Genomic DNA, 20265 nt, shown 5'->3' with positions numbered 1-20265 from the left:
GTGCAGGCACCCGATCCACTGAACCCGCGCGATCCGGCCGGCGACCCCGTCGACGGCGTCGCGGTCGCCGTCGAACGGCACGGCAAGGCCGTCGTGGTCCAGGTCAGCGGCGAACTCGACCTCCTGACGACGCCGCGGCTGGACGACGCGGCGAGCCAGGCGCTGCGCGAGCAGCCGTCGCTGCTGGTGCTCGACCTGACGGGGGTCACGTTCCTGGGTTCGGCCGGCATGGCCTCGCTCGTCGCCGTGCGGCAGGCCGCGGGGGACGACCTGCCGATCCGCCTCGCCGCCGCGGACCCGGTCGTGGTGCGCGCGATGGAGGTCGTCGGCCTCGACGAGGAGTTCCCCCTCTACCCGACGTGCGAGGACGCGCTGGCCGGCTGACCGGCGAGCAGCCTGCGCCGTCCCGGCCCGCGGCACTGCGGTCGAGGCCGGGGAAAGCCCTTTCACGGCAGCGGCGCCGCCGCGCCCAGCCCCTGCTCCGCGGCCGCCGCGCGGACCGCGTCGATCACCAGCTGCAGGGACGGCCGCGCGGACGCCGTGCGGTGCGCGATCGACACCGTGCGCATCGGCGGTTCGGTCAGCGCCAGGATGTCCACCCCGGGCGGCCGCAGCGACAGGCCCAGGTCCGACACCAGCGTGACCCCGAGCCCGGCGGCCACCATCGCCAGCGCGGTCGCCTGCTCGCCGACCTCGTGGTTGATCTTCGGCTCGAACCCGTGCCGCTGGCACGCCAGCCGCACCGCCCGGCCGAAGTGCGAGCGTGGCCCGGCCAGTATCCACGGGTGCTCGGCCAGCTCGGTCAGGCTCACCGTGCTGGCAGGCACCGTGCCGCCCGGAACCGCCGCGTGCAGCCGTTCGACCGCGATCACCACCCGCGTCAGCGCCGGGTCCCACGGCATCGGGTAGTCGGAGTAGTCGATGACGAACGAGAAGTCGAGCGCGCCGTCCCGCACCGCGCCCGCGGTTTCCTCCGGCGCCAGCTCCTTCGTGCGCACCTCGATGCCCGGGTGTTCCCGAGCCAGCGCGGACAACGCGAACGGCAGCAACCCGGACGCCACCGACGCCCACACCCCCGCGGTCAACCGCGCGGTGACGCCCTCCTGAGCCTCCTCCAGAGCCATGGTCGCCCGTTCGACGGACTTGAGGATCTCCTCGGCGTGCTCGGTCAGCACCACGCCCAGCTCGGTCAGCTGGACCCGCCTGCCGAGCCGCTCGAACAGCTTGGCCCCGACGTCCCGTTCCAGTTGCGCGAGCTGCTGCGAGACGGCCGATGCGGTGTAGTGCAGGGCGGCCGCGGCCGCGGTGACCGTCCCGCGGCGGTGCAGCTCCCGAAGCATCCGCAACCGGTGCAGCGACAGCTCCATGCCGCCCAGGGTAGGTAAGGATCACCTGCTGTGCAGGGAACGTGAACGGAACCGTGCATGATCCCTAACTGGACGTCTCCGGGAAGCCTGCCGCACCCTGGTGTCAGCGGGAATGGATCTCCCGATTCCACCCAGACCGGCGACCGAAGCCACCGCGCGTGGCGGAGGCCGGCTGTGCTGCGCCCGGAATCGGCGACAGGCTTGGAGGGGACAGTTGACCACGATGCAGGATCCGCGGGGGCTCGCCGGCGAGCGGACCAGCCCGCGCACGCAAGAGCCGATGCTGCGGCTGACCTGGACCGACCCGGTCACCGGCACCCACGGCTACCTCGTGGTGCACACCCTGGTTTCCGGCCTGGCCACGGGCGGCACCCGGATGCGCGCCGGCTGCACGATGTCCGAGGTCGAGGACCTGGCGCGCGGCATGGCGGCCAAGACCGCGACGTTCGACCTGCCGGTGGGCGGGGCGAAGGGCGGGATCGACTTCGACCCGAAGGACCCGGGGGCCGTCGGGGTGCTGGAGCGGTTCTGCCAGGCGATGCGCCCGTGGCTGGACGCGCACTGGGTGACCGCCGAGGACCTCGGGGTGCCGCAGCACCTCATCGACGACGTCTTCGAGCGGCTCGGGCTGGAGCAGTCGTACCACGCCGCCATCCGCCGTTCGCCCGATCCGGCGCGGACGCTGCGGCGCGTGCACGCGGGGTTGAACGCGCCGGTGCCGGGCGGGCTGCTGCTCGGTGACGTGGTCGGCGGTTACGGCGTCGCGCAGGCCTGTCTCGGCGCGGCGAGCGCGTGGGGCTGGGAGCCGGCCGCCACGACCGTGGCGATCCAGGGCATCGGCACGATGGGCGGTGGCGCGGCCTGGTACCTGCACGAGGCGGGCATGCGGGTGGTCGCCGTCGCCGACGCGGCCGGGACGCTGTACGACCCGGCGGGGCTGGACGTGCCCGCGCTGCTGGAGCTGCGGGACGCCTACGGCGAGGTGGACCGCTCGCGGCTGCCCGGCTCGGTCCGGCAGCTGGCGCGCGACGCGGTGGTCGGGGTGTCGGCGGACATCCTGGTGCCGGCGGCGATTTCCTACGCGCTGACGCCGGACAACGTCGCGGACGTCGCGGCGAAGGTCGTGGTGGAAGCGGCCAACGCGGCGACGACGCCCGAGGCCGAGGCGATGCTCGCCGCCCGCGGTGTCCCGGTGGTCCCGGACTTCGTGGCGAACGCGGGCGCCGCGGCGTGGGCGTGGTGGCTGCTGCTGGGGCAGGTGGGCGCCGACCCGGTCGACTCGTTCCACCGGCTGCAGACGGAAATGCGGTCGAAGGTGGCGCTGCTGCTGGCCGCCTGGTTCGCCGACGGGGTCCCGCCGCGGACGACGGCGGAAGAACTGGCCGCGGCGAACCGCGCCGCGCGCCTCGCCGCTGGCGATGCTGGGGTCACGATCCCCTGAACGCGCTGAAGGGCGGGGCGAACCGCGCTGAACTGGCGACGTCGGGCCGCGATTCCCGGAACACGCTGAAGGGCCCTTCGCGACGGTGCGAAGGGCCCTTCACTGCGTGTCGACACGTTAGTTCCGGCCTGGTTCGCCGACGGGGAGGTGAACCAGGTCCGGTATCCAATCGGCGATTGCGGCCTTCGGAGCCGCCGTCGGCGGGACCGTAGGGCCTGGACCTCGTAGTGCCCGGGCACCTCGGGGTCTGCCCCATACAGTGCCCGATGGCTCAGGCCGGATCCAGGGCCTAAGGTCCCTTTTCACTCGTCCGGCATGCTCTCGGCCATGGACCACCCGCTGCGCGCCATCCGCGCCACCCGAGTGTTCGCCGACCGGCCGGTGCCCAGGGACCTCGTCGTGGACCTGGTCGAGACGGCGCGCTGGACCGGTTCCGCGCGGAACCGCCAGCCGTGGCGGCTCGTCTCGGTGACCGACGCCGCGGTGCGGCACGCGCTGGCCCGCCTCGGGCAGTACGCGCTGCCGCTGTCGGCGGCCCCGGTCGCGCTCGTGTTGCTGTCCGATTCGGAAGCCGGTGCGGACACCGAGTTCGACCTGGGGCGGCTGTGCCAGACACTCGTCGTGGCGGCGCACTTCGCCGGACTGGGCAGCTGTCCGGTCTCGTTGTACCCCAAGGCCAACGCCGTGGAGGCGGCCGCGCTCACCGGCCACGGGCACCCGTGGCGCGCGCACCACGCGCTCGCGCTGGGCTGGCCGGGGGAGCGCCTGCGAGGCCGGTCCGCCGTGCCGGTCGGGCGCAAGGCGCTGGCGGACGTGTTCTCGGAGTTGTAGCCCGTCAGACCAACGGCTCGGCGCGGGCGGTCCAGCGGCCTTCGGTGCGGGTGATGCGCACGGGGTGGTCGAAGCATTTGCTGATGTGGTCGGTGGTCACCACGTCGTCCGCCGTCCCGGACGCCAGGCACTGGCCTTCGCGCAGCAGGAGCGCGTGCGTGGTGCTCGCGGGCAACTCCTCCAGGTGGTGGGTGACCAGCACGGTCGCCAGCTCCGGGTGGTCCCGCCGCAGAGCGTCCACACTGGACAGCAGTTGCTCGCGCGCTGCGACGTCCAGGCCCGTCGCCGGTTCGTCGAGCAGCAGCAGGCGCGGCGACGGCATCAGGGCGCGGGCGATCAGCGCCCGGCCGCGTTCGCCCTGGGACAGGGTCGGCCAGCGGGCGTCGCGTTGTCCGGCGAGGCCCAGCATCCGGATCAGGCGCTCGGCGCGTTCCCGCTCCGCCGCGGCCGGCTGCCAGCGCGGCACCAGTTCGGTCGTGTTCGTGAGCCCGGTCAGGACCACCTCGAACACCGACAGCGGCGAGGTCAGCGGGTGCCGCGGGTTGATGTGCCCGAGGAACGACCGCAGCTTGCGCATGTCGACCCGGCCCAGCCGGTGTCCGAGCACGTCGACCGTCCCGCGTGTCGGGTGGGTGAGCGCCCCCAGCAGCCCGAGCAGTGTGCTCTTGCCCGCGCCGTTCGCGCCGAGCAGCGCCCAGTGCTCGCCCTCGCGCACGGTCAGCGAGATCGACCGGAGCAGGTACCGGCCGTCGCGGACGAGATCGACATCGCTCACCTGCAGCACGGGCGTCATGTCCGCACGGTACCAAGTCCTCAGACGTCTGATGAAAACGGACATCCGATAACCTCCCGGAATGGATCGGGTGGAGACGCGAGAACTCGCCTACTTCGTCGCCGTGGCGGAGACCCTGCACTTCGGTCGCGCGGCGGAAGGGCTGGGACTGGCCCAGCCTGCTCTGTCGAAGGCCGTGCGGTCGCTGGAGCGGCGGCTGGAGGTCACGTTGTTCGACCGCACGAGCAGGCGGGTCGAACTCACCCCGGCCGGCGAGGTCCTGCTCGACGAGGCGCGGAAGGCGCTGGCGGCCGTCGCGGCGGCGGCCCGGCGCACGCAACGGGCCGGGCGTGGCGTGCCCTACCTCGCCCTGGCCGCCAAACCCGGCGGCGACGCGGGGCTGCTGCCGCCGATCCTGCGCCGCTACGAGAGCGACCCCGCCGCGGTGCCGGTCGAACTCGTCACCGCGCACGAGGACAGGGTGTCCCTGCTGCGCGACGGGCGCGCGGACGTCGCCCTGCTGCACACCCCTTTCGACGACGCGGGTGGGTTGGAGACGGATGAGCTGCGCGCCGAGCCGAGGTCGGCGCTGCTGCCGCCGGAACACCGCCTGGCGCGCCGGTCGATCCTGCAGCTGAGCGACCTGCGCGGCGAGCCGGTCGGGCGATGGGCGGGTTACCCGGACGACGGTGGTGTCGAGGTGACGGACCTGGCGAAGCTGCTGCGCGTGACCTCGCGCGGGCGGGCCGTCGCGCTGCTGCCGCAGTCGGTGCTGGACGCGCTGGACCACAACCTGGTGACGGTGCCGGTGGTGGACGCCGCCCCCGCCCGGCTGCTGCTCGCCTGGCCGCAGGGCACCCGGTCACCCGCGATCTCGGCCCTGGCCAGGGCGGCGCGCGAGGTGGCGGCGGAACACCGCACCGCGGCCAAGCCGGTGCGCGCGGCAGGCATGGCGGCGCGGGTGGGCGGACGCTGACGCGGCTCGCCGGGCCGGAGCTCCGGACGGCAGGCCGGTTGCGCCCCCGGCGGGGACGGCGGAGTCGGCGACCGCTGTTTCGGCTTGCCGCGCAGGTCCCACGTAGGCACCCGCTCGAGCAGCAGGGTGCTCGCCTGCCGCACCATCGGCCGGGGCGGCGCGGGAGGTGGCCGCGGAACGCCGCCCAGGCCAGTGCGTGCCCCACGCCCGGTGAGGATGGCTGAGTGGGTGGGCGCTGGTTCGGTTCGTTGGCCAGGTCCTACCTTTGGCCTGGGCTGAAGCTGGGCAGCGGGGTGCTCGCCTGCCGTAGGGCGTCGGCCATGGGCGGTGCGGGAGGCGGTGGACTCCCGCACGCGGCCAGGGGGTAGCGCCTCGGCAGGCATGGCCGAGTGGGTGGGCGCTGGTTTGGTTCGTTGGCCAGGTCCTGCCTTTGGCCTGGGCCGAAGCCGAGCAGCAGGGTGCACGCCTGGCCGCAGGGAGTCGGCCGGGGTGGCGGCGGCACGCCGCCCAGGCCGGGCGCGCCGCGCGCCCGCCGGGCATTCGGCATGCGCGATCAGCGTTGGCCGAGGCGGCACGCCGCACGAAGACCAGGCGCGCGCGAATCTCGCGCCGTCCCGACGCTGCGTCGCGGCCCAGGGCTAAGCCCCGCTGAGCACCCGCCCGACGGCGCCGAGCAACACGGCGCTCGCCTGGTCGCCCGGGTCCGGGAGGTAGCCCCGCGGCGGGTTCCAGTGCGTGCCGAGCACCAGCCCGGGCGGGACGAGCTCGGTGCCGTCGAACAGCGCCGCCACTTCGGCCCGCCCGCGCACCTGCGCGGACTGCCGCACCTTGGCGTTGTAGGTGTCGCGCACGTCCTCCTGCTTGCGCTGCAGCCCTTCGTCCTCCGGGGTCGTGATGTGCGTGAGCGCCAGGTAGCTGCCCGGCGCGAGCCGGTCGAGGTAGCGCCGCACCAGGGGGCGCACGTCGCCCGGCACGAAGGGCAGCACGGACACCATCAGCAGCCCCACGGGCTCGCCGAAGTCGAGCAGCCCGGCCCGCTCGAAGATCGCCTCCGGCTCGCGCGCGTCGGCCAGTAGGCAGGCCGCGTCCGGCTCCCCGGCGAGCAGGTCGTTGCTCACCTCGACCGTGCGTGGATCCAGGTCGACGTAGACCACCCGCGAACCTGGCGCGTACCGCTGGGCGATCTCGTGCACGTTGCCCGCCACCGGGTAGCCGGAGCCGATGTCCAGGAACTGCCGGATCCCGTGCCCGGTCATCCAGCGGACCACGCGCTGCAGGAAGTCCCGGTTGTAGCGCGCGACGCGCCCGGCGAGCGGGAAGATCTTCTGGGCCGCGATCGCCACCTCGGCGTCGCATGGCAGGTGGTGGTGCCCGTTCAGGTACCAGTCGTACACGCCCGCGGCCGTCGCCGTGGTGCGTTCCTGCTGGGTCATCGGCGATCACCACCGGTCCGGCGTGCTGCGAACCCGCTCAGTCTGGCACGGCGGTCAACGGTCCGGGAGGGCTCCAGCGAGCGGCGGCGGTGGCCGCGCGGACCGACAGCCCGGCCGGCATGAGCCGGAGCACCGCGTTGCGTGCCGCGACGGCAAGCGGGTTCTTCAGCTGGGCGCCCAGCCGCCCGGCCTGGTCGGACCGGCGCGCGATCGCCTGGCTGCGCGGGCGGCGTTCGCGGTCGTACACCCTCAGCGCGTCGTGGACCGACGCGTGCCGGACGGTCGCGGCGGCGAGCACGACCGCGTCTTCGACGGCCTGGCAGCCGCCCTGGCCCAGGTACGGCGACATGGCGTGGGCGGCGTCGCCGAGCAACGCGACCCGCCCGCGGACGTACGTCGGCAGGGGAGTGCGCAGCGCGAGCAGATCGTGCTGGAGGAACCGCTCGCCCGGCGTCGCCTCGATCAGGCTCGGCAGCGGTTCGGGCCAGTCGCCGAAGTGGCACCGCAGGAAGGCTTTCGGGTCCGCGGGCCGGACACCGCCCGGCGACTCGCACGCCAGGTACCAGTACAGCCGGCCGCCGGTCAGCGGCACCATCCCGACCTCGGTGCCCGGCCCGAGCAGACCGGACAGCTCGAGCGGCCCCGGATCGTCGAGGATCGCCCGGAACGCGGTGTGCCCGGTGTGGACCGGGCCGGGGTGGCCTGGCCAGAGCGCCGAGCGGACGGCGCTGTGCACGCCGTCGGCCGCCACGACCAGATCGGCGCTGAGCTCGCCGCCGTCCCAGCGCACCCGGCCGTCGCCGGTCACCGCGGTGACGGTGGTGTCCGCCCGCAGGTCCGCGGCCGGGATGGCCTCGCGCAGCAGGTCGAGGAGCTGGGCGCGGGCGATGCCGAGGAGCGGTTTGCCCAGCGCGCGTTCGAACCGGGCGCCGTCGACCTCGGTCAGCAGGCGCCCGTGGTGGTCCCGCAGCCGCCCGCTGACCTGCGGCACGGCGAGCGGCGCCAGGTCGAAACCGAGTGACTCCAGGGCGCGCAAAGCGTTGGGCCACAACGTGATGCCCGCGCCGACCTCGGCGAACCGCGGCGCTCGTTCGAAGACGGCGACCTCCCAGCCCGCCCGGCGCAACCCGATCGCCGCGCTCAGGCCGCCGATGCCGCCGCCGATCACCGCTGCTGTTCGCACGCCGGTGACTCTACGCCTGTAGAGTCACCGGCGTGCGCGTGACGTCGATCGCCGACGCGGCCATCGAGGTGGTCGCCGCGGAGGGGATGCGTGGCCTGACCCACCGCGCCGTCGACCGGGCCGCGGGGTTGCCGCCCGGGTCGACCTCGTACTACGCCCGCACCAGGGCGGCGCTGCTGGAGCTGGCGGTGAGGCGGATCGCCGAACTCGACGACGCGTCGCTGACGGTGGCGGACGACGAGTTGGCGCCGGCGCTCGCGCGGTTCCTGCACGCCGCGATGACGACCGGCCGCACGCGGCTGGTGGCGCGCTACGAGTTCGCGCTGGAGGCCACGCGACGGCCCGAGCTGCGGGCGATCTACGACCGGGTGGGGCAGCGATTCCGCGACAGCTGCGCCGAACTGCTGGCGCGCGCGGGCTCCCCGGACCCGGCGCGGCACACGCGGATGCTGATCGCCTGGTGCGACGGGGTGCTGTTCGATTCGGTGGCCGGCGCCGGGGTGGCTCGCGCGCCGGAGTTGGCGGAGCTGGAGCTGAGCACGGCCGAGTTCGTGGCGCTGTTGCCGGGGGTCGGTACCTGGCCGGTGGAGCGGTGATCTTCGCGTGTTGATCCCTGGTGGGTGGGCGGCCTGGGCGCTGGAGTTGGCGGAGCTGGAGCTGAGCACGGCCGAGTTCGTGGCGCTGTTGCCGGGGGTCGGTGCCTGGCCGGTGGCGCGGTGATCTTCGCCTGCTGATCGCCGGTGGGTGGGGCGGCTCGGGCGTCGGAGTTGGCGGAGCTGGGGTTGAGCACGGCTGAACTCGCGGCGCTGCTGCCTGGGGGCGGCGCCTGGCCGGTGGGGAGGCGGCCTCTGCCTGTTGGTCGCTGGTGGGTGGGCGGCCCGGGCGTTGGACCTGGCCCACAGCACGGCTGAGTTCGCGGCGCTGCTGCCGGGGGTCGTGCTCAGCATCCGGCCGCTGCCGGGAACAGTTTCCGTCCGCTGATCGCTTGGCGCGTGCGCCTCAGCGCTTCCGTCGCTTGCCGAACGACTCCATCTCGGCGACCTGCCGTCGCGCCTCGTCGGCGGTCTTGTTCGCTGCGGTCGCGGTCTTGCGGGCGGCGGCGAGCTCCTTGCGCACCGCGCGTTCTTCGCGGCTCGCGTCGTCCAGTTGCGAGCGCAGCTCGGCCACCCGCGCCGTGGCCTTGTCGGCCCGGGCGCTCACCTCGTCGAGCGCCTGCTGAGCCTCGTCGCGGGCTGCCTCCGCCTCGTCGGCCTTCGCGCGGGCCTCTTCGAGTGCGGCCTGCCGACGCTCGGCTTCCGGGTCCCGTTTCGGCGGCTTCGGGGCCGGCGCAGGCGCGGCTTTGCGCTTTGGGGAAGCAGCCAGCGCGGCCGCCAGCCAATCCTCCGAAGAGGACGGTTCCAACGCCGCGGAAAGCCGTCCCGCGGCCACTTCCGTCGCCGCGTCCGGATCGGACACCGCCGCCTCGAATGTGTCCTCCACCTGGCGCATCGCGACGTCGCTGTAGGGGACGCCCGCCTCGCCGGCGACGCCACCCGCCCGTCCGCTCAGCCGCCGGATCAGCTCGTTGCGCTGCCGCGACAGCGTGCGCAGCTCGTCGCCCGCCAGCTTCTGGTGCGCCGTGCGCAACCGCGCGCCCAGGTCCGCGAGCTGCCCGATCTCGTCCGGATGCCGCCGGCTCACCTGGTTCACCAGCCACGCGGCGACGGTCGGTTTGCGCAGCTGGCTGATGCGCTTGGCGAGCTCAGGGTGGCGGCCCTTCGCCTCCTTGGCCCGCTCGGTGCGGGCCGGCGTGAACTCGTCCCGGGGCAGCGCGTACAGCTCGTCGGCGACCGCGTCGAACCCCCGGGACGTCATGCCTCCATCATCGGCTCGCCGGCGACCACCGGCAAACCGTCATTCGGCCTGCTGCTGCTTCGCGATCTCCGCGCGCACCTGGTCCATGTCGACCTCGCGCAGCTTGCCGATCAGCTCCTCGAGGCTCTGCTCGGGCAGCGCGCCCGGCTGGGCGTAGAGCACGACGCCGTCCCGCACCGCCATCAGCGTCGGGATCGACTGGATGCCGAAGGCCTGGGCCAGCTCGGTCTGGTCCTCGGTGTCGACCTTGCCGAACACGATGTCGTCGTGCCGGTCGGCCGCACCCTCGAACACGGGCGCGAACATCCGGCACGGCCCGCACCAGGCCGCCCAGAAGTCGACGAGCACCATGCCGTCGGAGTTGACGACCTCTTCGAAGTTGTCCTTGGTCAGCGTTACCGTCGCCATGAGCGGTGCAACACGCCCCGGACGTCACCTATTCCGGGTAGCACCGGTCACCACAAGATCCTCGGAACTTATGTTCATCGAACACATAGGCAACCCGCTCCAGGCCGCTTACCGTCTGTCGCCATGAGTGGCTACTGGGACGGGCGCGTCGCGCTGGTGACCGGCGCCGGCAGCGGGATCGGGCGCGCCTGCGCGCACGCCCTGGCCGAGGCCGGGGCGAAGGTGCACGTGGTGGACATCAACGCGGGCGCGGCGGCGCGCGTCGCCGACGAGACCGGCGGCTGGGCGCACACCGCGGACCTCGCCGACCCCGCGGCCGTTGACGCCCTGCCCGCCGACGCCGACATCCTCGTCAACAACGCCGGCTTCCAGCACGTCGCGCCGCTGACCGAGTTCCCGCCGGACGTGTTCATCCGCATGCACCAGGTCATGGTGACCGCGCCGTTCCTGCTGATCCGCCGGGTGCTGCCGCACATGTACGCGCAGGGCTGGGGCCGGATCGTGAACGTCTCCAGCGTGCACGGCCTGCGCGCAAGCGCTTTCAAGTCCGCCTACGTGTCCGCCAAGCACGCACTCGAAGGACTGTCCAAAGTGGCCGCACTGGAGGGTGCGCCGCACGGGGTGACCAGCAACTGCGTCAGCCCGGGTTACGTGGACACCCCGCTGGTGCGCGACCAGATCGCCGACCAGGCCGCCGCGCACGGACGCCCCGAGGACGAGATCCTCGGCGAGGTCCTGCTCGGGCGCGCCGCCATCAAGCGGCTGATCGGCCCGGCCGAGGTCGCGGACGCGGTGCGCTGGCTGTGCGGCCCCTCGTCCGGCCACATCACCGGGATTTCCCTGCCCCTCGACGGCGGCTGGACCGCCGCCTGAGGTTTTCCGCCACGGCACAAAGGAGTGTTGCCCCATGCCCCGCAGCGAGAACCGCTCGATCGCGAAAGTGGTCGGCGCGAGCCTCATCGGCACCACGATCGAGTGGTACGACTTCTTCCTCTACGGATCGGCCGCGGCCCTGGTCTTCAACAAGCTCTTCTTCCCCGGCAGCGATCCGCTGACCGGGACCCTGCTCTCGTTCGCCACCTACGCCATCGGCTTCCTCGCCCGGCCGCTCGGCGGCCTGGTGTTCGGCCACTTCGGCGACCGCGTCGGCCGCAAGAAGCTGCTGGTGTTCAGCCTGCTGCTGATGGGCGGCTCGACCTGCGCGATGGGCCTGCTGCCGACCTACGCGACGGTCGGCGTGGCCGCGCCGCTGCTGCTCACGGCGTTGCGGCTGGTGCAGGGCTTCGCGCTCGGCGGCGAGTGGGGCGGCGCGGTGCTCATCGTGTCCGAGCACGGTGACGACCGCCGCCGCGGGTTCTGGGCGTCCTGGCCGCAGTGCGGCGCGCCCGGCGGGAACCTGCTGGCCACCGCGGTGCTCGCGATCCTCGCCGCGGTTCAGTCCGACGCCGCGTTCACCGCGTGGGGCTGGCGCATCCCGTTCCTGCTCTCCGGCGTGCTGGTGATCATCGGCCTGTGGATCCGGCTCACCGTCACCGAGTCGCCGGTGTTCCTGGCCGCGCAGGAGAAGGCCCGTCAGCGCGGCGAGCAGCACCGCGCCCCGGCGGTGGAGGTCTTCCGCGGCGCGTGGCGCCGGGTGCTGATCACCATCGGCGCCCGCATGGCCGAGAACGTGTCCTACTACGTGCTGACCGCGTTCATCCTGGTCTACGTCACCGGCCCGCTGGGGCTCAGCAAGTCGGCCGGGCTCAACGCGGTGCTCATCGGGTCGGCGATCCACTTCGTGACGATCCCGCTGTGGGGCGCGCTGTCCGACCGGATCGGCCGCCGCCCGGTGTACCTGTTCGGCGCGGTCGCCATGGCCGGCTGGGCGTTCGCGTTCTTCGCGCTGATGGACACGCGCTCGTCCGGGATGATCATCCTCGCCGCGACCATCGGCCTGGTGCTGCACGGCGCGATGTACGGCCCGCAGGCGGCGTTCTTCGCCGAGCAGTTCCCGACCCGCGTCCGCTACACCGGCCTGTCGATCGGCGGGCAGCTGTCCTCGATCGCCGCCGGCGCGCTCGCGCCGATCGTCGCGGTCGCGTTGTTCAAGGAGTTCGGCGGCACGCTGGCGGTTTCGCTGTACGTGGTGGTGATGTGCGTGCTCACGGTGATCGCGGTGACCAGCGCGAAGGAGACCGCGGGCAGCTCGCTGCACGACGAGCAGCCGGCGACCGCCCCGGAACCGGCGACGCGATGAGACGATGATCGGCGTGGACGACGACGTGCTCCGGCTGCTCGACCTGCTCGCCGGCGGGGCGAGCAGCGAGCAGCTGGCGCACGCCGGCGCCGCGCATCCCAAGGCCACCGAACTGGCCCTGCGCATCCACGCCACGCTGACCGCGCACCGCCGCCGCGAAGCCGAGCTGACCGCGTTGTTCGACACGGCCAGCGACCTGGCCCGCCTGCGCGATCCGGACGCCGTGCTGCGGTCGATCGTGCGGCGGGCCCGCACGCTGCTCGGCGCGGACGTCTCCTACCTCAGCCTCAACGACGAGGCCGCCGGGCGCACCTACATGCGCGTCACCGACGGATGCGTGTCCCCCCTGTTCAAGGAAGTCATCCTGGGCATGGGCGAGGGGCTCGGCGGCCTGGTCGCGCAGAGCGCGCGCCCGTACGCGACACCGGACTACTTCCGGGACGAGCGGTTCCTGCACACCAAGCCGATCGACGACGCGGTGCGCGACGAGGGCCTGGCCGGCATCCTCGGCGTCCCGTTGTCGCTGGGCGGCGCGGTGATCGGGGTGCTCTACGCGTCCGACCGCACGCCCCGCGAGTTCACCCCGGACGAGGTCGCGCTGCTGTCCTCGCTGGCCGACCACGCGGTCATCGCGCTGGACAACGCCCGGCTGCTGGACGAGATCAGCTCGCACTCCGCGGCGATGCACCGCGCCGAGGAGGCGCACGACCGGCTCATGGACCTGGTGCTGCGTGGCGGGGACGTGCCGGAGGTGGCGGCCGCGGTGGCCGACGTCCTGCGCGGCTCGATCGGCCTGTTCGACGCTGCCGGCGAGGAGCTGGCGCACGCCGGGACCGCCCCGCCCGCACCGGACCCGGAGGTGGTGGCGCTGTCGCGGAGCACCGGACGGTCGGTGTCGGGCGGCGGGTCGCTGGTGTGCGCCGTGCAGGCCGGGCCCGAGCTCCTCGGCAGCATGGTGCTCGCCGGCCGGGAGGCGTTGCTCGACGCCGACCGGCGACTGTTCGAGCGGGCGGCCGTGGTGACCGCGTTGTTGCTGCTGCTGCGCCGGTCGGTGGCGAAGGCCGAGGACGAGGTCCGCGGCGAGCTGCTGACCGACCTGCTCACCGCGCCGGACCGCAACCCGGGCGCGTTGCTCGCGCGCGCCGAACGGCTGGGCGTCGACCTCACCGAGCCGCACGCGGTCCTGGTCGCGCACGCCGAGTCGGTGTCCCGCGCGCGGCTGGCGGTGGCCGCGGCCCGGCACGCCGCGCTCGCCGGGATCCACGCGGAGGAGGTCGTGCTGCTGGTCCGCGGCGACCCCGACGTGGTCGCCGCGCGGATCGCGGAGGCGCTGACCGCGGCGACGGACACGCCGGTGACGGTCGGCGCGGCGGGCCCGGCGCGGGGCCCGGCGGCGATCGCCGCGGCCCATGCCGAGGCGGTCCGGTGCCTGCGGGCGTTGCTGGCGCTGGGCCGGTCCGGCGAGGGGGCGTCCGCGGGCGGGCTCGGGTTCCTCGGGGTGCTGCTCGGCGAGCGCGGCGACCTGACCGGCTTCGTGCGGCGCACGCTCGGCCCGGTGCTCGACTACGACGAGCGGCGTGGCACCGACCTGATCGGAACGTTGCACGCGTACTTCGCGGCGGGCGGCAACCTGACGCGCGCGAAGGAGGCGCTGCACGTGCACGTCAACACGGTGGTGCAGCGGCTGGACCGGATAGCGACCCTGCTCGGCGACGACTGGCAGGAGCCGGGGCGGGCGCTGGAGATCCAGCTGGCGCTGCGGGTGCAACGCTTGACGGGGCGGCGGAGCGGGTAGCCGGGGGCCGACGAAGGGAGGCCCGATGAACGTGACCGCGGGTGATCTGAAGGCGCTGCTGGACGCCGGGAACGGCGCGCAGCTGGTCCTGCAGGAGGGCAGCCTCGCGGTGTTGCCTGCCGAGGAGCTGTCCCGCCACGAGGGCGCGCTGACCGTCATCGAGCGCGAGACGCTGCGGCAGCGGGTGGGGGAGCAGCCGGAGGACCGCGAGCTCGACGAACAGGCCGCGATCCTGTCGACCCAGATCGACACCCTCGGCGCTTGACGCGGGCGAGAATCCCTCAGCGCGATCCGGCGGCCACCAGCCTCGCGGTGATGGGTTCGAGTTCGGCGATCAGCTCGTCGAGCTCGGCGGGGGAAAGCGCCTCGTACGGCGGGGTCGCGAGTTCGTCGGTGAGGGCTTCGACGCGCCGCTTGGTCTCGCGGCCCGCGTCGGTGAATCGGCCGTCGGCGCCGACGAGAGCGGCGACGTGCCCGTCGCCGCGGTGCTCGCGCAGCATGTTCGCGGAGTGCCACAGCCGGGCGACCGGATCGCCCGGCACCGGACGGGCGCGCAGCCCGGCGTACATCACCCGCCCCGCGGTGGGCGCGCTCGTCGCGGCCTGGGTGGTCAGGTAGGCGGCGCGCGCCAGGCCGGGAGAACCGGCCAGCTCGTCGCCGAGGATCCGCCGCAGGGAGGCCGCGCTGCCCCGCTCCCGCGCGGCCGCGGACGCCTCGGGCGGGATCGTCTCCCACGCGCTCGGGATGTGCCGCGCGGCCTCACCGTCGGCGAAGTTGTAGAAGGCCGATCACCGGTTTCAGCGGGCGTACTCCGCCAACGGGGGTTCCGCCGGAACGTGCGGGTACAGCGCGACCTGCGTCGCCACGACCGTCGCCATCCGGGCCTCGTTCACGGCGAGGAACACCGGGTCCACGCCGGGCATCAGCAGGCGCGTGCAGACGTCCGCGGGCAGCCGCGCGGGGTCGGCCGGGCCGTCGTGGGTGAGGGCGTCCACCACGAGCGCGAACGCGACGCCGTCGGTGGTGCCGGTGGTCAGGTGGTCGGCGACGTGCGCCGGGCACACCTCCTGCAGGCCGACGTTGCTGATCCGCCCCTGCCCGGTGTGCAGCGACGAGCTGCCGTAGTCGTTCAGGTTGGGCGCGACCACCTCGTCCAGCACCGTGTAGACGTTCGTGTACTCGATGCCAGCCCAGGTTTCCGCGCCGCTGTTCAGCGCGGTCAGGAACGCCGACCCGGTGCGCTGCTGCCAGAACGCGGGCGCGCAGCCCGGCAGGCAGACGGCCGCAGCCACGACCGTGCCGTGGTTCGACGGCGCCAGCCCGATCACGTCCCCCACCCGGGAGCGCGTGTCCGGCCAGTACTTGAGCGCCCAGCGCGGGACCATCCCGCCCTGGCTGTGCCCGACGATGTCGACGTCCCGCCCGGACGCGGCGCTGACCGCGCGGATCGCGTGCACGACGTACTCGGCGGCGACCTGGATGTCGGCCATCCCGTTGTCCGGCAGGGCGACCGTGCAGAACGGACGGCCCAGCGCGGTCAGCGCGGGCCCGTAGTTCCAGGCGAACACCTCCGGCGTCAGCGTCGTCCCGGCGACCAGCAGGATCGGGTTGTGCCCGGACCCGCGGACATCACCGGAACACACCAGCGCCGCGTCGAGCGCGGCCTCCGGGACCCGCAATGCGGGACCGTCCGCGGCGGCGGCGGACGCGGGCGCCAGGACCGCGCACACGAGGACCAGCAGGGCGAGCAACGAGCGCTTCATGACCGTCCTTCCGGCACACTCCGTCGTGTGAACCGAGGGGATCTTGTCACGCGGGCGGCCGGGGAAGCGACTTCACGGTGGTGAACACCTTCGTGATCCGCGCGGCCCAGGTCTTCGACGGCGAACGCGCCCACCGCGACCTGCCGGTGCTCGTCCAGGACGGCGCCATCGCGCGGCTCGGCGGCCCGGTGCCGGACTGGCCGGTGGTCGAATCGCCGGGCACGTTGCTGCCCGGACTGATCGACATGCACACGCACCTCTCCGGCGACGGCGGTTTCGGCGCGCTCGACCGGCTCGCGGACTACTCCGAGGACGAGCTGGACGGCGTGATCGAGCGGGCGCTGCAAGCCCAGCTGGCCGCCGGGGTGACCAGCGTGCGCGACCTCGGCGATCGCCGGTACGCCACGCTGCGCTGGCGGGGCCGGCCCGGCCTGCCGTCGATCGTCGCCGCGGGGCCGCCGATCACCAGTCCCCGCGGGCACTGCTGGAACATGGGCGGCGAGGCGAGCGGCGCCGACGGCCTGCGCGCGGCCGTCGCCGAGCGGGCCGAGCGCGGCGTGGACATCGTGAAGGTCATGGCCAGCGGCGGCGGCATGACGCCGGGCACCGACATCATGGCCTGCCAGTTCACTCTGGACGAGCTGCGGCTGATCGTCGAGGAGGCCCACGCGGCCGGGCTGCCGGTGACCGCGCACGCGCACGGCACGCCGTCGGTGGAGCAGGCGGTGGCCGCCGGCGTGGACGGCATCGAGCACTGCAGCTGCTTCACGCCCGAGGGCATCCGGATGAGCGACGAGCTGGCCGCCACGATCGCCGCCCGCGGGATCACCGTGTGCCCCACGCTCGGCGCGGTCGGCGAGATGACGCCGCCGCCCGCGTTGCGTGAGTTCCTGGAACGGACGGGTTCCACGATCCGCGACCGGATCGGCCAGGTGGCGCGGATGGCAGACGCCGGCGTGCGGATCGTGTCCGGCGGCGACTCCGGCATCTCCCCGGGCAAGCCGCACGGGATGCTCGCCACCGCGGTGGAGTGGCTGGTGGACGGCGGAATCCCGGCGGAGGCCGCGCTGGCATCGGCGACGTCGCTGGCGGCGGAGGTCGCGGGCCTGGACCGCAAGGGCCGCATCCGCCCCGGTTTCGACGCCGACCTGCTGCTGGTGGACGGCGACCCGCTGACCGACATCACGGCGCTGGCGCGCCCGGCGCAGGTGTGGCTGGCCGGCACAGCTAGATGTTGCGGGTCATGACGTTGATGCCGGCTGAGGGGGGCCGAGAGGAGGGGACCCGTCCATGCACCACCGTGATGCCCCGCTGTCTGTTGAGGGCCGCCGCCGGCTTGTCGTGCGTTGCCAGACCCGCCCGATCGCCCACGTCGCCGCCGAAATGGGCATCTCGCGGCAATGCGCGTCCAAGTGGGTCAACCGCTGGCGCCGCTATGGCGAGGCCGGTCTGCTCGACCGGCCAGCGTCCCGCACCACCAGCCGACCGCCACCCCAGCCGACGTGGTGGCCCGGATCGAACAGCTACGCCGGCAGCGGAAGTACTCCGCTGGCCGCATCGCCACCGAGCTGGCCTGCGAGGGCATCACCATCTCCGCGCGGACCGTGAGCTGGCACCTGCTGCAGCTCGGGCTGAACCGGCGACGGTTCCTCGACCCCACCGGCCAGAACAACCGGCAACCACGGCAGATCAAGATCCCCGACAGTGGTGGCTGGCGCGTCCACTGCAAAAGCAGCGACCACGACCGGCAGGTCGCCGGCGGCAAAACCCGAGGCCAGCGACCCCGCTACACCTACCTGCACTCCGCCATCGACGGCTACTCCCGCCTGGCCTACACCGAAGCCCTACCCGACGAGAAGGCCCGCACCGCGATCGGATTCGTCCACCGCATCCGGGCGTTCTTCGCCCGCCACGGCATCACCCACATCCACCGCCTGGTAACCGACAACGGCGCCTGCTACCGCGCGAAAGACTTCGCCACCGTCCTACGCGGCGCCCGCCACCAGCGGATCACCCCCTACACCCCACGCCACAACGGGAAAGTCGAACGCTACAACCGCATCTTGACCGAAGAGTTCCTCTACGCTCACACCTGGACCAGCGAAGAACACCGCACCGCAACCCTGGCCATCTGGAACATCCACTACAACTACCATCGACCACACACCGCCGCCGGAAACCAGCCACCAGCAACCCGACTCCGCACCGGCGTCACCAACGTCACGGCCTCATACAGCTAGATGATCTCGAGGTTGGCCATCATGCCCATGTCCTCGTGTTCGGCGTTGTGGCAGTGGAAGAGGTACCGGCCGCGGTAGCCGTCGAACCGGGTGATGATCTCCACCGATTCCCCCGGTCGCAACGAGACGGTGTCCTTGAGCCCCGCATCGTGCGGCAGCGGCGGGCGGCCGCCGCGCGAGAGGACCCGGAACCCGGCCAGGTGCAGGTGGACCGGGTGGTGGACGTCGGCGACCAGACGCCACACCTCGACGTCGCGGAGCGCGGTGACGACATCGGAGCGGGCCGGGTCGAACGGCAGCCCGCCGATCAGCCAGCCGTGGCGGCCGTGCGTCCGTCCCGCGCGGAAGGCGAACTCGCGCACCCGCACCGCGTCGGACCGCTGCCAGGCCGGCAGGTCGGCCGAGAGCACGCCGGGGATCCGGCTGTCGTCGGTGGCGCGGCGGACGACGCGGAACGCCATCACGTCCCGCGTGCGGCCCGCCCCCAGCCGGTTCCGGATCCGGACGCGGCCGCCGACCGGAACGCCGGCGAAGTCGACGATCACGTCGTAGCGTTCGGCCGGCGCGACCGGCAGCGCCGAGTGCGTGACCGGCGCGGCGAGCAGTCCCTGGTCGGCGCCGATCTGGACGAGGTCGAGCCGTCGTCCGTCGTCGGTGACGGCCTCGAGTTCGTAGTGCCGGGCGTTGGAGGCGTTGAGCACGCGGAGCCGGTAGCGGGCCGCGTCGACCTCGTGCACCGGCCACGGCGCGCCGTTCACCAGGATCACGTCGCCGAGCACACCGGCGAGGTACTCCTCGGTCACGCCCGGCCGGTCCGGCAGCGCGGGGTAGATCAGGCTGCCGTCGGCGGCGAACGCGCGGTCGGCGATCATCAGCGGCAGTTCGCGGGATCCCGCGGGCAGCCCCAGCGATTCCTCGGCGTCGTCGCGCACGATGTGCAGCCCGGCCAGCCCGCGCCAGATCGCCGGCGCGGTGTAGTCCATCCGGTGGTCGTGGTACCACAGCAGCGCGGGCCGCTGGTCCAGCGGGAAGGTGTAGTCGCGCGTCAGCTCGGTCACCACGGCGCGCGGATCGTGCATCGCGTGCCCGGTGTGCATTGTGGACCGGGGAAGGACGAGATCGGTGGGGTATCCGTCGGAGTCCGCCGGGGTGCGGCCGCCGTGCAGGTGCACGACGGTCGGCACGGGCAGCTCGTTGCGGTGCGTCACCGTGACCGGGTAGCCGCGGCGCGATTCGATGGTGGGGCCGGGGAACGTGCCCTCGTACGTCCACAGTGGAGTGCGCAGGCCGGGCAGGATCTCCGCGCTCGCCTCTCGCTGGGTGATCTCGTAGCGGCCGGGACCGGCCGGTCGCAGCACGGGCGGGATCGGCAGCGGCACCTGGAACGGCGGCGGCAGCGGCGCCGCGCTGCGCAGTTCCGCGCCGGTCACCGGCGGACGGCGGGCCAGCGCGGCCGCGGTCGACAAGCCGGTGGCCGCCACCAGCCCGAGCGCACCGCCGATGCCCAGCACCTGCCGCCGGGTCAGGCCCTGGTCAGGCATCGCGCGCCTCCCGTCGTGCGAGGGGACCGCGCCAGACGGCGACGAACTGCACGACCAGCGCGGCGATCGTGATCACGCCGAGCGGGACGTGCAACCACAGTGCGCCGTCCAGCCCGGCGAAGTACTGCACTGTCTCGGCCGCGGCCACCGCCACGGTCCCGAGGAATGGCCAGGACCGGCGCAGCCGCACCCAGACCACGATCGCCACGATGAGCTGCAGGTAGCCGAGTGAGCTCGTCACGTCGGCGCCGAGCGCGTGCCAGCGCAGGCTGTCGAAGTCACCGGTCAGGTACACCCCGGCGAACACCGGCTGACCGGCGATCGCCACCAGGTGCGCGCTGACGACGGCCCGGAAAGCCCATCCGGCGGGCGTTGTCGTTCGTTGCACGGCTCGAAGCTATTTCTCTACTGCTATCTTGTCT

19 protein-coding genes and 2 pseudogenes are annotated in these 20265 nt (G+C 73.4%); 11 read left to right on the top strand and 10 right to left on the bottom strand.

Annotated elements, in window-relative coordinates:
- Positions 1-384, top strand: a complete 384-nt coding sequence (locus tag ACCP09_RS08840; protein ID WP_027932142.1) for an STAS domain-containing protein — start codon at positions 1-3, stop codon at positions 382-384.
- A 62-nt stretch (positions 385-446) separates the two neighbouring features.
- Here ACCP09_RS08840 and ACCP09_RS08835 read toward each other — a convergent pair whose 3' ends face one another.
- The gene (locus ACCP09_RS08835) at positions 447-1367 is read right to left on the bottom strand and encodes a LysR family transcriptional regulator (protein ID WP_027932141.1); all 921 of its coding nucleotides are present in this window, start codon (positions 1365-1367) and stop codon (positions 447-449) included.
- A 223-nt stretch (positions 1368-1590) separates the two neighbouring features.
- On the opposite strand from ACCP09_RS08835, the gene ACCP09_RS08830 reads away from it, so the two are divergent.
- Both ACCP09_RS08830 and ACCP09_RS08825 read left to right on the top strand, forming a co-directional pair.
- Positions 1591-2808 (top strand): Glu/Leu/Phe/Val dehydrogenase dimerization domain-containing protein, encoded by a 1218-nt coding sequence (locus ACCP09_RS08830; RefSeq protein WP_433744825.1) that lies wholly within the window; start codon positions 1591-1593, stop codon positions 2806-2808.
- 327 nt (positions 2809-3135) lie between these two features.
- Positions 3136-3639 (top strand): nitroreductase family protein, encoded by a 504-nt coding sequence (locus tag ACCP09_RS08825; RefSeq protein WP_433744822.1) that lies wholly within the window; start codon positions 3136-3138, stop codon positions 3637-3639.
- Positions 3640-3643: 4 nt separating this feature from the next.
- On the opposite strand, the gene ACCP09_RS08820 is transcribed toward ACCP09_RS08825, so the two are convergent.
- The gene (locus tag ACCP09_RS08820; protein WP_017987202.1) at positions 3644-4432 is read right to left on the bottom strand and encodes an ABC transporter ATP-binding protein; all 789 of its coding nucleotides are present in this window, start codon (positions 4430-4432) and stop codon (positions 3644-3646) included.
- A gap of 61 nt (positions 4433-4493) precedes the next feature.
- Here ACCP09_RS08820 and ACCP09_RS08815 point away from each other — a divergent pair, with 61 nt between their 5' ends.
- Positions 4494-5387: a LysR family transcriptional regulator gene (locus ACCP09_RS08815; protein WP_433744818.1), complete on the top strand. Its 894-nt coding sequence runs from the start codon at positions 4494-4496 to the stop codon at positions 5385-5387.
- A 638-nt stretch (positions 5388-6025) separates the two neighbouring features.
- Here the strand turns inward: ACCP09_RS08815 and ACCP09_RS08810 are convergent.
- Positions 6026-6820 (bottom strand): SAM-dependent methyltransferase, encoded by a 795-nt coding sequence (locus tag ACCP09_RS08810; RefSeq protein ID WP_433744815.1) that lies wholly within the window; start codon positions 6818-6820, stop codon positions 6026-6028.
- 37 nt (positions 6821-6857) lie between these two features.
- Entirely contained in the window at positions 6858-8003 is a 1146-nt protein-coding gene (locus tag ACCP09_RS08805; protein ID WP_433744812.1) for an FAD-dependent monooxygenase, read from the bottom strand.
- Positions 8004-8035: 32 nt separating this feature from the next.
- Between ACCP09_RS08805 and ACCP09_RS08800 the strand changes: the two genes are divergently transcribed.
- Positions 8036-8599: a TetR/AcrR family transcriptional regulator gene (locus ACCP09_RS08800; protein ID WP_433744809.1), complete on the top strand. Its 564-nt coding sequence runs from the start codon at positions 8036-8038 to the stop codon at positions 8597-8599.
- A 403-nt stretch (positions 8600-9002) separates the two neighbouring features.
- Here ACCP09_RS08800 and ACCP09_RS08795 read toward each other — a convergent pair whose 3' ends face one another.
- Together ACCP09_RS08795 and trxA are read right to left on the bottom strand one after the other, a co-directional pair.
- Positions 9003-9857, bottom strand: a complete 855-nt coding sequence (locus tag ACCP09_RS08795; RefSeq protein WP_433744806.1) for a hypothetical protein — start codon at positions 9855-9857, stop codon at positions 9003-9005.
- A gap of 39 nt (positions 9858-9896) precedes the next feature.
- Positions 9897-10265 (bottom strand): thioredoxin, encoded by a 369-nt coding sequence (gene trxA / locus ACCP09_RS08790; protein WP_017987207.1) that lies wholly within the window; start codon positions 10263-10265, stop codon positions 9897-9899.
- Positions 10266-10388: 123 nt separating this feature from the next.
- Here trxA and ACCP09_RS08785 point away from each other — a divergent pair, with 123 nt between their 5' ends.
- The 4 genes from ACCP09_RS08785 to ACCP09_RS08770 are packed head-to-tail and all read left to right on the top strand — an operon-like array spanning position 10389 to position 14564.
- A complete protein-coding gene (locus ACCP09_RS08785; RefSeq protein ID WP_433744803.1) occupies positions 10389-11138 on the top strand; it encodes a 3-hydroxybutyrate dehydrogenase in 750 nt (249 codons plus the stop codon).
- A gap of 34 nt (positions 11139-11172) precedes the next feature.
- Entirely contained in the window at positions 11173-12504 is a 1332-nt protein-coding gene (locus ACCP09_RS08780) for an MFS transporter (RefSeq protein WP_123683693.1), read from the top strand.
- Positions 12505-12508: 4 nt separating this feature from the next.
- Positions 12509-14299 (top strand): helix-turn-helix domain-containing protein, encoded by a 1791-nt coding sequence (locus ACCP09_RS08775; protein WP_027932131.1) that lies wholly within the window; start codon positions 12509-12511, stop codon positions 14297-14299.
- A gap of 25 nt (positions 14300-14324) precedes the next feature.
- Positions 14325-14564, top strand: coding sequence for a hypothetical protein (locus ACCP09_RS08770; protein WP_123683692.1), 240 nt, complete (start codon positions 14325-14327; stop codon positions 14562-14564).
- A 16-nt stretch (positions 14565-14580) separates the two neighbouring features.
- Here ACCP09_RS08770 and ACCP09_RS08765 read toward each other — a convergent pair.
- Together ACCP09_RS08765 and ACCP09_RS08760 are read right to left on the bottom strand one after the other, a co-directional pair.
- A pseudogene (locus ACCP09_RS08765) lies at positions 14581-15131 on the bottom strand (SCO6745 family protein); the annotation flags it as partial.
- Positions 15097-16062: a lipase family alpha/beta hydrolase gene (locus ACCP09_RS08760; protein WP_433744798.1), complete on the bottom strand. Its 966-nt coding sequence runs from the start codon at positions 16060-16062 to the stop codon at positions 15097-15099. The pseudogene ACCP09_RS08765 and the gene ACCP09_RS08760, both read right to left, overlap by 35 nt.
- 80 nt (positions 16063-16142) lie before the next feature.
- Between ACCP09_RS08760 and ACCP09_RS08755 the strand changes: the two genes are divergently transcribed.
- A complete protein-coding gene (locus ACCP09_RS08755) occupies positions 16143-17309 on the top strand; it encodes an amidohydrolase family protein (protein WP_433744796.1) in 1167 nt (388 codons plus the stop codon).
- Positions 17310-17352: 43 nt separating this feature from the next.
- Positions 17353-18302, top strand: a pseudogene (locus tag ACCP09_RS08750) (IS481 family transposase).
- Here ACCP09_RS08750 and ACCP09_RS08745 read toward each other — a convergent pair.
- Together ACCP09_RS08745 and ACCP09_RS08740 are read right to left on the bottom strand one after the other, a co-directional pair.
- Positions 18299-19843: a multicopper oxidase family protein gene (locus tag ACCP09_RS08745; RefSeq protein ID WP_433744793.1), complete on the bottom strand. Its 1545-nt coding sequence runs from the start codon at positions 19841-19843 to the stop codon at positions 18299-18301. The pseudogene ACCP09_RS08750 and the gene ACCP09_RS08745 sit on opposite strands and share 4 nt — an antisense overlap.
- The gene (locus tag ACCP09_RS08740) at positions 19836-20231 is read right to left on the bottom strand and encodes a hypothetical protein (protein WP_433744790.1); all 396 of its coding nucleotides are present in this window, start codon (positions 20229-20231) and stop codon (positions 19836-19838) included. Before ACCP09_RS08740 ends, ACCP09_RS08745 begins: the two co-directional genes overlap by 8 nt.
- Positions 20232-20265: the final 34 nt, after the last annotated feature.

The sequence above is a fragment of the Amycolatopsis sp. 3B14 genome (assembly GCF_050958625.1).
Lineage (GTDB): Bacteria > Actinomycetota > Actinomycetes > Mycobacteriales > Pseudonocardiaceae > Amycolatopsis_E > Amycolatopsis_E thermoflava.
This window is presented reverse-complemented; position numbering and strand designations above follow the sequence as displayed.